This is a genomic window from Cobetia sp. MC34 (assembly GCF_018340035.1).
In the GTDB taxonomy this organism is placed as follows: domain Bacteria; phylum Pseudomonadota; class Gammaproteobacteria; order Pseudomonadales; family Halomonadaceae; genus Cobetia; species Cobetia amphilecti.
In genome coordinates this window covers 57,976-72,089 of sequence record NZ_JADPPY010000003.1, presented here as the reverse complement: position 1 = coordinate 72,089, position 14,114 = coordinate 57,976, and the positions used below count along the sequence as shown (strand labels likewise).

The window sequence follows — 14,114 nt, the reverse complement described above, 5'->3', positions numbered from 1 at the left end:
CTTGTAGGCCTGTTGTTCAGTCACTGATGACTCAGCGACCGACGGTGCGAGGACCGGCGACGGAACAGGGACAGCGCCGCCGGTGGTCGTGACGAAGGCCGCACCGGCTCAAGCGGGTGCGGCCTCGTACGGCCTTAGAAGGTCTGGCCCAGCGAGAACTGGAAGATCTCGGTGTCATCGTCGTCATCGTCACCGATCGGCTGGGCGACACTGAAGGTCAGCGGGCCTACCGGCGTGATCCACGACAGGCCGATACCGGCACTGTAATTCAGCTCGCCCAGGTCGACACCGCTTTCACAGCTGCTGGTGTCACTGGAGCTCACGTCGTAGCACGACGTCAGATAGGTGTTACCGGCATCGACGAAGAACGACGGCTGCACCGAGCGCTTGTCCTTGATGAAGGGCATCGGGAAGATCAGGTCCACCCCACCTTCGATCAGGATGTTGCCGCCGATGGTATCGTCGTCACCATCGTTCTGCTCGGTAGTGGCCTGCCCCAGGGTATTGGAGCTGTAGCCACGCACGCTGCCCAGACCGCCGGCATAGAAGTTCTTGAAGAACGGATAGGTATCGCCGGAGAACGAGTTGGCATAGCCCAGCTCGGTACGGAACTTGAGTGACCAGTCCTGACTCAGCTCGAAGAACTTGGATCCCTTGTAGCGGAGCTTGTAGTAATCCGCATCGGAGCCCGGCACCGCCACTTCCAGCGACAGCAGCTGAGAGCTGCCCGCCGTGGGCAGGATGCCACGGTTGAGGTTGTTGCGAGACCAGCTGGCCGTCAGCTTGTAGAGGTTGAAGTCTTCGCCTTCATCCTCGATGAACTGCGTGACCTCCGCCGGGCTGTCGTCGAAGTCCTTGACGCGCACGAACTCGTAACCGCCGCCGAAGTTCAGACGTGACAGCTCGTTGATCGGGTAACCGAAGTTGATTCCGCCACCGAAGCTGTCGGTCGCGTAGCTGGCGACGTCGTCATCATCGTCGTAGTCCACCTTGCGGTAGAACATGTTGTAGCCGCGCGAGATGCCATCCAGCGTCCAGTACGGGTCGGTATAGCCGAAGCTGACGTTGGTGTAATCGTCCGACTTCTGGGCGTTGATGTTGACTTCGTTACCGGTACCCAGGAAGTTCTTCTGCGACAGGCCCACCCCGTAGATGACACCGTCACCCTGGGAGAAACCGACCGACGCCGATATCGAGCCTGACGGCTGCTCCTCGACGTTGTAGTTGACGTCCAGCTGGTCCGGCTCGCCAGCGACAGGACGCGTGTCGACATCGACCTGCTTGAAGAAGCCGAGGCGCTCAAGCTTCTGCTTGGACTGCTTGATCTTGTCGGTGGAGGCTGGTGCACCTTCCAGCTGGGTCATCTCACGACGCAGCACTTCGTCTGCGGTGGTGGTGTTGCCCTTGAAGTTGATGCGACGCACGTAGGCGCGCTTGCCGGGGTCGACCGCGAAGGTCAGATCGACGGTGTCGCTCTCTTCGTTGACCTCCGGCACCGCGTTGACCTTGGCGAAGGCGAAGCCGTCGGCACCCAGTGCCTGGCGCAGCGCCTCGCTGGAAGCGGTCACATCACGCTGGGAATAGAGGGCATCCGGGGCGAGCTTGACCAGATCGCGGGCGCGCTCTTCCTTCATCTTCAGGTCACCGGCAAAGCCGATGTTGCCGATCTTGTACGGCTTGCCTTCATCGACGTTGATGGTGACGAAGATCTCGGACTTGTCCGGCGAGATGGACACCTGGGTCGAGCGCACCTGGAAGTTGACGTAACCGCGATCGAGATACCAGGACTTGAGGGTCTCGATATCGCCGGTCAGCTTCTCACGCGAATATTCATCATCGGAGAACCAGCCGAAGAACCAGCTCGGCTTGTCTTCCAGCTCCAGCTGTTCGCGTAGGGTCTCGTCATCGAAGGCATCGTTGCCGACGATGTTGATCTGATGAATCTTGGCGATCGCGCCTTCCTTGACGTCGATGTTGACCTGTACGCGGTTGCGCTCGAGCTCCTCGACAGAGGTCTCGATACGCGCGCTGTAGCGGCCCTGAGCCTGGTAGACACGCTCGAGCTCACGCTGCATCTCTTCCAGCGTGGAGCGCTGCAGAACCTGACCCTCGGCCAGCCCTGCTTCCTTGAGGCCCTTGCGCAGGTCTTCGTCGGGAATCTGCGAGTTGCCGTCAATCTCGATCTTGGAGATCGTCGGGCGCTCGACCACATTGATGATCAGGACATCGCCATCACGCTTGAGGCGGATGTCGTCGAACAGGCCCGTATCGAACAGCTGACGCGCAGCCGAGGACAGGTCCTCTTCTTCCACATTCTGATCCGCGGAGACGGGGAAGGCGTTGAAGACGGTGCCCGCAGACACGCGCTGGAGGCCCTCTACCCGGATGTCCGAAATTTTAAAAGATGCGGCCAAGGCGCCCTGACTGGCCCCGAGCAGCGCAGCTGCCAATCCAATGGTCTTGAGTTTCATGCAGTCGCTTCGCTTCTCTGGATTCCGCCCGCTTGGGTGAACAGGCACCTTATACACAACCCCCTGCAACTGACAAGACAGCTACGAGTGAGGATCGGCAATCGGGGCCGAAGTCGTGTGGGCATGATGACGGGAGTTGATCGCATTGACCAGCCCGTGCAATGAATTGACCCCCATGGGCATCGACAGTTCAGATTCGGTTCATCCTGCAGAAGCCATCACGTGCTGATGACTCCCCGAATCCGTCACCAAAGACGCATGAGATCGAAGTAGATGGCCATCAGCATGAGGGAACCGACCAGCGCCATGCCGATCTTCAACCCTGCATTCTGGACCTCTTGCGAAAGTGGTTTTCCGCGCACGGCTTCCACCAGATAGAACAGCAGGTGACCGCCATCCAGCACCGGAATCGGCAGCAGGTTGAGGACACCCAGGCTGATGGAGAGATAGGCCATGAAGCCGAGGAAGGCCTCGAGGCCGGAGCGCGCCGTGTCGCCGGCGATACGCGCGATGGTGATCGGGCCAGACAGGTTGGACGGTGCGATCAGACCGACCAGCATCTTGCGGATCGAATCCAGCGTCAGCACCGTCATCTCGCCGGTCTTGCCGACGGCCTGGCCGACGGCCGCCAGCGGCCCGAAGCTGAGCTCGCGCTGATACTGCTCGGGCCAGCTGACGTTCTCGACGCCGGCACCGACCTGCCCCACCACACGCCCGTCATCGAGCGAATTGCTGGCGGGGGTCAGTGACAGCGTCTCTTCCTTGCCATCACGCGCCACCAGCACCGACAGCGTCTCGCCCGGCGCACCGCGCACGCGCTCGACGAAATCGATCCAGTCGACCACCAGGGTGCCATCGATGCTGACGATGCGGTCACCGGCCTGCAGGCCTGCCGCCTGAGCGGCACCACCGTCCAGCACACGCCCCAGCACCGCCGGCAACTGAGGACGCCAGGCCGTGATGCCCAGCGTCACCAGCGGACGCGGCGGATCCTGATCGACCAGGAAGCGTGTCACGTCGAGGGACTGCTCACGCGTGGCGCTGGCACCCGCGGCACGTGTGGTGAGCGTCAGGCTGTCATCGCCGATCGCACCGATCAAGCGCAGGTTGACCTCATTCCATGAGGGAGTGGCCTGACCATTGATGGCGACGATCTCGGTCTTCGGCGCAAGGCCGGCGCGGCCAGCCGGCGAGTCCGGCGCCACGGCACCGACCATCGGCACCACCGTGGTGGTACCGGCGACGAACAGCGCCCAGTAGGCGACGATGGCCAGCAGGAAGTTGGCCAGCGGCCCCGCCGAGACGACGGCGATACGCTTCCATACCGACTTGGTATTGAAGGCCAGATGACGCTCGGCCGGATCGACCGGCCCTTCGCGCTCATCCAGCATCTTGACGTAGCCACCCAGCGGGATGGCGGCGACCCCGTACTCGGTGCCGTGGCGATCGGTCCACGACCAGAAGGGTTTGCCGAAGCCGATGGAGAAGCGCAGCACCTTGATGCCGCAACGACGCGCGACCCAGAAATGACCGTACTCATGGATGGTGATCAACACCCCCAACACGACGATCACGGCAAGAATATTCTGGATCACACCCATCACGCGCTCCTGGAGATTGGTGCCCGAGATGGGCAGCCTGCCTTGCCACGCTCACGAAGAAAGTGACAAGACAGTGCAAGATAGGATTTCAGGGCCCGGCGAGGGCCAACTCGGCGGCAGCCAGCTCACGCGCCGCCGCGTCTTCGGCGAGAATCACCTCAAGGCCATCCACCACCAGTGGCGGACGCGCCTGCATGACGGCCTGCACCACTGCCGGGATTCGATCGAAGGCCAGGCGACCCTCGAGGAAGGCGGCCACTGCCACCTCATTGGCGGCATTCATCACCGCAGGCCAGGTGCCGCCCGCCGCGATGGCCTCGCGCGCCAGCCGCAGACACGGGAAGCGCGTCTCGTCAGCGGCACGGAAATCGAGGCGCGCGACCTGAAACAGGTCCAGCGGCTCGACGCCGGCATCGATACGCTCCGGCCACGCCAGCGCATAGGCGATCGGCGTGCGCATATCCGGATTGCCCATCTGGGCCAGCACCGAGCCATCGCTGTAGGCCGCCATCGAGTGAATCACGCTCTGGGGATGCACGACCACCTGAATGTCATCCGGCCCGCAGGCGAACAGCCAGCAGGCCTCGATCAGCTCCAGGCCCTTGTTCATCAGGGTGGCGCTATCGACGGAAATCTTGCGCCCCATCGACCAGTTGGGGTGCGCGCAGGCTTCGTCCGGCGTCACCGTGGCCAGCCGCTCGGCAGGCCATTCGGCATCATCGCGGAACGGGCCGCCGGAGGCGGTCAGCAACAGCTTCTCGACGCCGATCGACGCCAGGCCATCACGATGCTGGGCCGGCAGGCACTGGAAGATGGCATTGTGCTCGGAATCGATCGGCAGCAGGGTCGCCCCGTGCTGCTTCACCGCATCCATGAACAGCTGCCCGGCACACACCAGCGCTTCCTTGTTGGCCAGCAGCACGCGCTTGCCGGCCCGCACCGCCGCCAGCGTCGGCAACAGGCCAGCCGCACCGACGATGGCGGCCATCACGCTATCGACTTCAGGCGCCTCGCTGATGTCGACCAGCGCCTGCTCACCATGGCGCACCTCGATGGGCGTGCCCTGATAGCTCTCGACGCCCTTGAGCGCCTCACTGAGCCACGCAGCCGCCTCGCGCGAGGCGATCACCGCCACCTGCGGGCGATGCGTCAGGCACAGCTCCAGCAGCGCCTCGTGACGCGTGGCAGCGCTGAGCGCATGCACCCGATAGCGCTCGGGATGGCGCGCGATCACATCCAAGGTGCTGGACCCGATGGAGCCGGTCGCGCCAAGGATGGTGATGCGCTGCAGCGCAGGCGTCTCATGAGGAGTCTCGTGGTTCACGCTCACATTCGTGCTCACGCACCACCTCCCAGCACCCACGGCAACAGCAGGGCAAACAGCGGCACCGCTGCGGTCAGGCTGTCGATGCGGTCCATCACGCCACCATGACCGGGCAGCAGATGGCTTGAGTCCTTCATCTGACGCTGGCGCTTGAACATGCTCTCGAGCAGGTCACCCAGCACCGATACGGCGGTCACGCCCAGCGTGACCAGCAGCAGCGGCAGCCAGTCGGCCAGCCCCGCCAGCGCATAGCCGGTCGCCAGCAGGCCGGTGGCCACCAGACCACCATAGACGCCCTCCCAGGACTTGCCCGGGCTGACGCGCGGCGCCAGCTTGCGCTTGCCGAAGCGCTTGCCGGAGAAGTAGGCACCGATATCCGCCGCCCACACCATCAGCAGCACATACAGCAGCCACTCGCCGCCACTGGCCTTGAGCTGCACGAAGCCGAACCAGGTCGGCAGCAGTGCCAGCACGCCGACGCCCAGCCGCACGCCCGTCGCCTGCCATTCCTGACTGGCGGCCGGATAGCGCATTACCCAGCGCAGATTGACCAGCCATGCCAGTGCCGCCAGATACAGCGGCCAACGCGCAAGAGCGCCATCGAACTGCCAGACCAGCAGCATCAGCACGCTGAGCACCAGCGGGAACAGCAGACGCGCCATACCGGCACGCACGTCAGACAGGTTGGACCACTCCCAGGCGGCCAGCGCGACGACAGCCCCTGTGAAGGTGGCAAAGGCAGCACCGTCGAGGCCGAACAGCCCCCACAGCGCCAGCGGCGCGAGAATGAGTGCGGTGATGATTCGTTGTCTGAGCACTAGAGCCCCTCGGCGTCGAGTTGTTCGCTGGTCATGCCATAACGACGCTGACGCAGGGCGTAGGCGCTGAGCGCTTCATCGAAGGCCGCCGCATCGAAATCAGGCCACAGTACGGGCGAGAAATAGAACTCGGCATAGGCCAGCTGCCAGATCAGGAAATTGGAGATGCGCTGCTCACCGCTGGTGCGGATACACAGATCCACCTCCGGCAGTTCGCTCAGGCACACTTCCGCCCCGAGACGTGACTCGTCGATGTCCGCGGCCTTGAGCTCGCCGCGCTCGACCTGCTCCGCCAGACGGCGGGCGGCCTCGGCGATATCCCAACGGCCGCCATAATTGGCGCAGATCACCACGTGCATGCCGCGATTGCCGCGCGTCATGTCTTCGGCGCTCTGGATATGCTTTTGAATCGAATTGGAAAAACGGCTGCGCTCGCCGATGACCGAGAGTCGGATATCGTGGCGATGAAGCTTCTTGACCTCGCGCTTGAGCGCCAGCAGAAACAGCTCCATCAGCGCACTGACTTCATTGGCCGGGCGCTTCCAGTTCTCACTGGAGAAGGCAAACAGGGTCAGCACTTCCACGCCCTGCTCGGCAGCGCGACGGATGGTACTGCGGACGGTTTCGGCACCGGCGCGATGGCCGCGTATGCCAGCCCAGCCGCGGGACTTCGCCCAGCGGTTGTTGCCGTCCATGATGATCGCCACATGGCGTGGCGTGGAGGGGGAATTCGGTGACGTCATGGGGTCTCGCTACGAGCACCGGATGCCGCCGGCAAACGCCGGCGGCAGACCCGATCAGACCTGCATCAGGTCGGTTTCCTTGTGCTCCAGAGCACTGTCGACTTCCGCCACATACTTGTCGGTCAGCTTCTGGATCTCGTCTTCTCCGCGACGTGCATCGTCTTCGGAGATGTCCTTGTCCTTGAGCAGGCTCTTGATGTCGCCATTGGCGTCACGACGCACATTGCGGAGCGCCACGCGGGCGTTTTCCGCTTCTGCACGCGCCTGCTTGGTGTAACCGCGACGCGTCTCTTCCGTCAGCATCGGCATCGGGACGCGAATCACGTCACCGGCGGTGGACGGGTTGAGACCCAGGTCAGAAGTCATGATGGCCTTCTCGACCTTCGGCACCATGGGCTTTTCCCACGGCACGACAGTCAGGGTGCGCGCATCTTCGGTGGTGATGTTGGCCACCTGATTCAGCGGTACCTGGCTACCATAGTAATCGACCGTCACGGCATCCAGGATGCTGGGATGCGCACGACCCGTACGGATCTTGCCGAAGGCGGCACCGAGGGACTCGATGGTCTTCTTCATGCGTGATTCGGCGTCTTTCTTGATGTCGTTGATCACAGTCTTACCCTCTATCAATCAGCGTGCCTTCCTTGCCACCCACCACCAGGTTGAGCAGCGCGCCTGCCTTGTTCATGTTGAACACCCGCACCGGCATGTCATGGTCACGTACCAGGCAGATGGCGGTCAAATCCATCACGCCAAGCTTCTGGTCCAGCGCATCATCGTAGCTGAGGCTGTCGTACTTCACGGCATCCGGGAACTTGACCGGGTCCTTGTCGTAGACACCATCCACCTTGGTTGCCTTGATGACGGCATCCGCGTCGATCTCGATACCGCGCAGACAGGCAGCGGAATCGGTAGTGAAGAACGGGTTGCCGGTACCGGCGGAGAAGATGACCACATCGCCAGACGTCAGATAACGGATGGCGGTACGGCGATCATAATGCTCTACCACGCCACTCATCGGGATGGCAGACATCACGCGTGAACGGATGTTGGAGCGTTCCAGCGCATCACGCAGCGCCAGACCATTCATCACGGTCGCCAACATGCCCATATGGTCACCGGTCACACGCTCCATGCCGACTTCCTGCAGGGCTGCGCCACGGAACAGGTTGCCGCCACCGATGACGATGCCGACCTGGACGCCGATGCCCACCAGCTGACCGATTTCCAGCGCCATGCGATCCAGCACCTTGGGGTCGATGCCGAAATCGCCATCGCCCATCAGGGCCTCACCGGAAAGCTTGAGCAGTATGCGCTTGTACTTGGCATTGCGTTCAGCGGAAATGGTGGCCATGCGAATCTCTCCTGATACTGACATACGGGGAACGGGGCGGCCCGAAGGCGGGGGCCAGATACACGATGGCGTGCGACTATGCGCACGCCATCATGAGAAGCGAAAACAGTCAGCCCTTACGCGCGGCTGGCCTGCTCACGGACTTCAGCTGCGAAGTCGACTTCTTCCTTCTCGATACCTTCACCGACTTCCATGCGTACGAAGGATACCACTTCACCACCGGCTGCCTTGACGAACTCGGCGACGGTCTGGTTCGGATCCTTGACGAACGGCTGTTCGGTCAGGCTGTTCTCAGCCAGGTACTTCTTCAGACGACCCTGGGACATCTTCTCAGCGATTTCCGCCGGCTTGCCAGCCATGTCCGGCTGAGCAAGGATGATGGCCTTTTCAGCGTCCATCTGTTCCTGCGGCATGTCGGACGGACGTGCACAGACCGGGTTGACGGCTGCGACGTGCATGGAGACGTCCTTGGCTGCTTCACCAGTACCGCCGTTCAGCAGGGTCAGCGCAGCGATGCGGCCGCCGTGGACGTAGCCACCGACGACGCCGCCAGCCGGCGCTTCGACCAGCTCGGCACGACGAACGGAGATGTTCTCACCGATCTTCTGAACCAGCTGACCACGGGTGTCTTCCAGCTCGCCTTCCATCAGGGAAGCGATGTCGGTGTTCTTGGTAGCGAACACACGATCGGCGATCAGCTGGGTGAAGGCCTTGAAATTGTCATCACGAGCGACGAAGTCGGTCTCGGAGTTGATTTCGACCATCACGCCGTAGCTGGCGTCGTCGGCGACCTTGATGACGATGGCGCCTTCAGCGGCCACGCGGCCAGCTTTCTTGGCGGCCTTCAGGCCGGAGTTCTTGCGCAGGTTCTCGATCGCCAGCTCGATGTCGCCACCGGCTTCGGTAAGAGCCTTCTTGCATTCCATCATGCCGAGCGCAGTACGCTCACGCAGTTCCTTGACCATAGATGCGCTGATAGCTGCCATGGGATGAAACCTCTGTCGTGTCGACGTCTTTGAATACGGGAATTCGGTCACGACCGCTGAACGGTCGCAAATAAGGGGGCCGTGGCCCCCTCATTGCCTGACCTGACTGCCACCTGGCTAGGCCATGCCGCACTTAGTGTAGCGCAGCGTTTGTGACAGTCAGATCAAGCCGCCAGGATCACTCTGCTGCGTCTTCTTCAGAAGCAGTTTCGACGAACTCACCGGCCAGCTCTTCTTCCTTGTTCTTGCCACAGGCGCCTGCAATTGCCTGGACATAGATCTGGATGGCGCGGATGGAGTCATCGTTACCCGGGATGACGTAGTCCACGCCGTCCGGGTTGGAGTTGGTATCGACGACGCCGATGACCGGGATGCCCAGCTTGTTGGCTTCGTTGATCGCGATGCGCTCGTGGTCAACGTCGATCACGAACATTGCGTCCGGCAGGCCGCCCATGTCCTTGATACCGCCGATGGAGCGCTCGAGCTTCTCCTGCTCACGAGTGGCCATCAGAACTTCTTTCTTGGTCAGCTTCGCGAAGGTACCGTCTTCATGCATCTGCTCGATTTCGCGCAGGCGCTTGATGGACTGACGGATGGTCTTGAAATTGGTCAGCATGCCGCCCAACCAGCGATGGTTGACGTACGGCTGGCCAGCCTTGCGAGCTTCTTCCTTGATGATCTTGCCGGCAGCGCGCTTGGTGCCCACGAACATGATCTTGTTGCCATTGGCAGCCATCTTCTCGACCACTGACACGGCTTCGTTCAGTGCCGGCAGGGTGTGCTCGAGGTTGATGATGTGGATCTTGTTGCGAGCGCCGAAGATGAACTTGGACATCTTCGGGTTCCAGTACTTGGTCTGGTGACCGAAGTGTGCGCCTGCCTTGAGCAGATCGCGCATGTTGACTTGCGCCATGTGAATATCTCCTGGATATCGGGTTGGGCCTCCACGTCCCCCATGGATCCGACCGCTTGCGCGGCACCCGGGACCATGTGACGGAACGTGTGTGGATTGGGGTTATGTACGTCAGTCCTTCAATCTCGCCTCGGCCAGGCGCCCGGAGGTGGCCGATCGAGGAGAATTTGCAGGAAAGCGCGCGGCTTTATACCATAGCTCGACCACGATATGAAGTCGCCACTGCCCGACGCGGCATGCGATGCGTCGCGCCATTCCCCCGTCACGCGCGGCCTGGCGGCGTTTCATCCCTCTTATCTCCTGCCTCGAGTCCTCATGAACATTCCCATCAAGACAGCTGAAGAAATCGACAAGATGCGCGTCGCCGGCCGTCTGGCGGCTGAAGTGCTGGAGCTGCTCGACGAGCATGTCCGTCCCGGCGTCACCACGGGCGAGCTCAACCGCATCGCGCACCACCACATCACCGAGGTTCAGGGCTGCATTCCGGCGCCGCTCAACTACCACGGCTTCCCGAAATCGATCTGCACCTCGATCAATCACGTGGTCTGTCACGGCATCCCCGATGACAACAAGAAGCTCAAGAAAGGCGACATCCTCAACATCGACATCACCGTGATCAAGGACGGCTATCACGGCGACACCTCGAAGATGTACATCGTCGGCGAGCCGAGCATCCAGGCCGAGCGTCTGTGCCGCGTCACCCAGGAATGCCTCTATAAAGGCATCGAGCTGGTACGCCCGGGCGTACGCCTGTCAGAAATCGGTCGCGCGATCCAGAAGCATGCCGAAGCGGCAGGCTACAGTGTCGTGCGTGACTTCTGCGGCCACGGCATCGGCGCCGGCTTCCATGAAGACCCGCAGGTGCTGCACTATGACGGCTACGAAGCCCGTGCCGACGCCGAGCTTCTGGAAGGCATGTGCCTGACCATCGAGCCGATGGTCAATGTCGGTGGCTACAAGGTGAAGGTCCTCAAGGACGACTGGACAGCCGTCACCAAGGACAAGAGCCTCTCGGCCCAGTGGGAGCACACCCTGCTGGTCACCGCCACCGGCGTCGAGGTACTGACACGTCGCACGGAAGAGGACCTCTCCTTCCTCGAGGGTTGATCAAGATGCTCCTGCACCACTATCACTTCGTCGAGCGTGAAGCGCTCTACGATGCCGTCACCTTCGACGGCGAGCTGGCCACGACGAAGACACCCATCCCGCTGTTCAAGCGGGCTCTGGCACAGGTACAGGAGCGTCTCGAGGCTCGCTTCAAGGCGGGCGCCGACATCCGCGACCTCATCCATGGTCGTGCCCGCGCCATCGACCGCCTGCTGGCCATCGCCTGGCAGCGCCAGACCTGGCCGGATGACGGCATCGCCCTGCTCGCCGTGGGCGGCTACGGCCGCGGCGAGCTGCACCCGCATTCCGACATCGACCTGCTGCTGTTGCTGGAGCAGGACGACGACACGCCCTATCGTGAGGCGCTGTCCGACTTCATCACCTTCCTGTGGGACATCGGTCTCGAGATCGGCCAGTCCGTGCGCTCGCTGAGTGACTGCGAGCGTGAGGCACGCGCCGATGTCACCGTGATCACCAACCTGCTGGAATCCCGCGTCATCGCCGGCCCGCAGCGGCTGCGCGAGGCCATGCGCGAACGTCTGGCCACCGACCGTCTGTGGCCGGCCGAAGCCTTCTTCGAGGCCAAGTGGCAGGAGCAGATCGCTCGCCACCACAAGTTCGCCAACACCGAATATCACCTCGAACCCAACATCAAGTCGTCGCCCGGCGGCCTGCGCGATATCCAGATGATCGGCTGGGTCGCCAAGCGCCACTTCGGGGTCGAGCGCTACGACAATCTGGTCGCGCTGGGCTTCATGAATGATGCCGAACTGCGCATTCTCAGCCAGGGCCAGGCCTTCCTGTGGCAGGTGCGCTTCGCGCTGCACATGCTGGCCGGGCGCGCCGAGGACCGGCTGCTGTTCGACCACCAGCGCACCATCGCCGAACTGTTCGGCTTCCGCGACACGCCCGAGCACCTGGCGGTCGAGCAGTTCATGAAGCGCTACTACCGCCATGTCACCGCCCTGGCGGGCCTCAACGACATGCTGCTGCAGCACTTCGACGAGGCCATCCTGCGTCATGACGAGCCGGTCAACATCGTGCCGCTCAATCCGCGCTTCGAGATCCGCAGCGGCTACATCAGCCTGCGCGAGGAAGGCGTGTTCCGCCGCCGCCCCGCCGCGCTGCTGGAGCTGTTCCTGCTGATGGCGCAGCACCCGGAGATCGAGGGCGTGCGCGCCGACACCATCCGCGCGCTGCGCGATCATCGCCACCAGATCGACGACGCCTTCCGCGACGACGTGCGCCACCAGAGCCTGTTCATGGAGCTGATGCGCTGTGGCGGCAACGTGCCCCGCGTACTCAAGCGCATGGCGCGCTACGGCATCCTCGGCAAGTACCTGCCGGCCTTCGGGCGTGCCGTGGGGCTGATGCAGCACGACCTCTTCCACGTCTACACCGTCGATGCGCATACCCTGCGCCTGCTCAAGGTAGCCCAGGAATTCCGTGCCCCCGATGCCGAGGAGGAATTCCCGGTCGCCGCGACCCTGATCCGCGAGCTGCCCAAGCTGGAGCTGCTGTGGATCGCCGGGCTCTATCACGACATCGGCAAGGGCCGTGGCGGCGACCACTCCGAGATCGGTGCCGAGGAAGTCGAGGACTTCGCGCGCCGTCATGACCTCAGTCCGCGCGACACCCGCACCCTGAGCTGGCTGGTGCGCCACCACCTGCTGATGTCGATGACCGCCCAGAAGCAGGACATCGCCGACCCCGAGATCATCACGCGTTTCGCCGAGATCGTCGGTGACGAGACGCACCTCGATTATCTCTACGTGCTGACGGTGGCCGACATCAACGCCACCAACCCGTCGCTGTGGAACGGCTGGCGTGCGGCACTGCTGCGCCAGCTGCACATGGAGACGCGCCGGGCGCTGCGCCGTGGCCTCGAGCATCCGCCGGAGCGCCACGAGTGGATCACCGAGACCCGTGAGGAAGCGCTGTCCCTGCTGGCCGGCATGGGCACCACCCGCACTGACGCCGAGGCGCTGTGGGCCAGCCTCGGCGACGACTACTTCGTGCGCTATGCCCCCAGCGAGGTGGCCTGGCACACCCAGGGGATCCTCGCGCGCCAGGCGGCACCGCAGCTCGACGAGCATGGCGAGCCGCTGCCGCTGGTACTGACCAGCGCGCCCACCGAGGAGATGACCGAAGGCGGCACCAAGGTCTTCATCCACACTCGCTCGGTGGACAACCTGTTCGCGGCCACTGCCGCGGCGCTGGAGCAGCTGGGGCTCTCGATCCACGATGCACGCATCGCCACCTCCAGCCACAACTGGACGCTCAACACCTTCATCCTGCTCGACGATGACGGCGAGCCGATCCGCGACGCCGCACGTCTGGCCGATATCCGCACCCATCTGGTCGAAGAGCTGGATGACCCGGACGACTACTCGGTGATCGTCAATCGCCATACGCCGCGCCAGCTCAAGCATTTCCGCATCGCGCCGCGCATCACGCTGAGTCAGGACTACACCAACGGCCGCAGCGTGCTGGAAGTGATCGCCTCGGACCGCCCGGGCCTGCTGGCGCGCATCGGCCGCGTGTTCATGGAGCACGAGATCGCCATCGATGCCGCCAAGATCGCCACCCTCGGCGAGCGCGTCGAGGATATCTTCTTCATCACCGACCGCGCCGGTGAACCCATCACCGACCCCGAGCGCCAGACACGCCTGCGTGACGCCCTCACCGAAGTCCTCGAGGTCGGCGAGCGCGACTGAGACGCGCGACGGCGCGTGACGAGAGTACAGAGGGAAAGCGCCGGCCGGCACCCCGCGATTGAGGGGACCGGCCGGCTTCC

The 14,114-nt window shown here is 63.1% G+C and carries 11 protein-coding genes; 2 read left to right on the top strand and 9 right to left on the bottom strand.

The genetic code is table 11. The annotated features are described in order from the left end of the window. Positions 1–134: 134 nt before the first annotated feature. The 9 genes from bamA to rpsB all read right to left on the bottom strand — a co-directional run bounded on the left by bamA (position 135) and on the right by rpsB (position 10,210). Positions 135–2,471 carry an outer membrane protein assembly factor BamA gene (gene bamA / locus IZU87_RS02530; RefSeq protein ID WP_213113581.1) on the bottom strand — a complete coding sequence of 779 codons (2,337 nt, stop codon included), beginning with the start codon at positions 2,469–2,471 and terminating at the stop codon, positions 135–137. 245 nt (positions 2,472–2,716) lie between these two features. Further along, positions 2,717–4,072: a sigma E protease regulator RseP gene (gene rseP, locus IZU87_RS02525; protein ID WP_213113580.1), complete on the bottom strand. Its 1,356-nt coding sequence runs from the start codon at positions 4,070–4,072 to the stop codon at positions 2,717–2,719. Between the two features lie 88 nt (positions 4,073–4,160). Continuing rightward, positions 4,161–5,414: a 1-deoxy-D-xylulose-5-phosphate reductoisomerase gene (ispC, locus tag IZU87_RS02520; RefSeq protein WP_339926956.1), complete on the bottom strand. Its 1,254-nt coding sequence runs from the start codon at positions 5,412–5,414 to the stop codon at positions 4,161–4,163. Further along, on the bottom strand, positions 5,411–6,214 hold the full coding sequence (locus tag IZU87_RS02515; RefSeq protein WP_213113579.1) for a phosphatidate cytidylyltransferase: 804 nt from the start codon (positions 6,212–6,214) through the stop codon (positions 5,411–5,413). The genes ispC and IZU87_RS02515 overlap by 4 nt, the downstream gene beginning before the upstream one ends. Beyond that, on the bottom strand, positions 6,214–6,957 hold the full coding sequence (gene uppS / locus IZU87_RS02510) for a polyprenyl diphosphate synthase (RefSeq protein WP_043333020.1): 744 nt from the start codon (positions 6,955–6,957) through the stop codon (positions 6,214–6,216). Before uppS ends, IZU87_RS02515 begins: the two co-directional genes overlap by 1 nt. A gap of 54 nt (positions 6,958–7,011) precedes the next feature. Beyond that, a complete protein-coding gene (gene frr, locus IZU87_RS02505) occupies positions 7,012–7,569 on the bottom strand; it encodes a ribosome recycling factor (protein ID WP_043333023.1) in 558 nt (185 codons plus the stop codon). 4 nt (positions 7,570–7,573) lie between these two features. Continuing rightward, complete coding sequence (gene pyrH / locus IZU87_RS02500) at positions 7,574–8,311, bottom strand: UMP kinase (RefSeq protein ID WP_225347344.1); 738 nt, start codon at positions 8,309–8,311, stop codon at positions 7,574–7,576. 116 nt (positions 8,312–8,427) lie between these two features. Further along, positions 8,428–9,297, bottom strand: coding sequence for a translation elongation factor Ts (tsf, locus tag IZU87_RS02495; protein ID WP_043333025.1), 870 nt, complete (start codon positions 9,295–9,297; stop codon positions 8,428–8,430). Between the two features lie 178 nt (positions 9,298–9,475). Beyond that, entirely contained in the window at positions 9,476–10,210 is a 735-nt protein-coding gene (gene rpsB / locus IZU87_RS02490; protein ID WP_175089676.1) for a 30S ribosomal protein S2, read from the bottom strand. 315 nt (positions 10,211–10,525) lie between these two features. Between rpsB and map the strand changes: the two genes are divergently transcribed. Next, positions 10,526–11,317 (top strand): type I methionyl aminopeptidase, encoded by a 792-nt coding sequence (map, locus tag IZU87_RS02485; RefSeq protein WP_043333030.1) that lies wholly within the window; start codon positions 10,526–10,528, stop codon positions 11,315–11,317. 5 nt (positions 11,318–11,322) lie between these two features. After that, positions 11,323–14,034, top strand: coding sequence for a [protein-PII] uridylyltransferase (locus tag IZU87_RS02480; RefSeq protein WP_213113578.1), 2,712 nt, complete (start codon positions 11,323–11,325; stop codon positions 14,032–14,034). Positions 14,035–14,114: the final 80 nt, after the last annotated feature.

Excerpts from the sequence above, each read along its gene's own strand:
- uppS (WP_043333020.1), bottom strand. The coding sequence starts at position 6,957 with ATGACGTCACCGAATTCCCCCTCCACGCCACGCCATGTGGCGATCATC.
- rpsB (WP_175089676.1), bottom strand. The coding sequence starts at position 10,210 with ATGGCGCAAGTCAACATGCGCGATCTGCTCAAGGCAGGCGCACACTTC.
- tsf (WP_043333025.1), bottom strand. The coding sequence starts at position 9,297 with ATGGCAGCTATCAGCGCATCTATGGTCAAGGAACTGCGTGAGCGTACT.
- IZU87_RS02480 (WP_213113578.1), top strand. The coding sequence starts at position 11,323 with ATGCTCCTGCACCACTATCACTTCGTCGAGCGTGAAGCGCTCTACGAT.
- map (WP_043333030.1), top strand. The coding sequence starts at position 10,526 with ATGAACATTCCCATCAAGACAGCTGAAGAAATCGACAAGATGCGCGTC.
- rseP (WP_213113580.1), bottom strand. The coding sequence starts at position 4,072 with ATGGGTGTGATCCAGAATATTCTTGCCGTGATCGTCGTGTTGGGGGTG.
- pyrH (WP_225347344.1), bottom strand. The coding sequence starts at position 8,311 with ATGGCCACCATTTCCGCTGAACGCAATGCCAAGTACAAGCGCATACTG.
- bamA (WP_213113581.1), bottom strand. The coding sequence starts at position 2,471 with ATGAAACTCAAGACCATTGGATTGGCAGCTGCGCTGCTCGGGGCCAGT.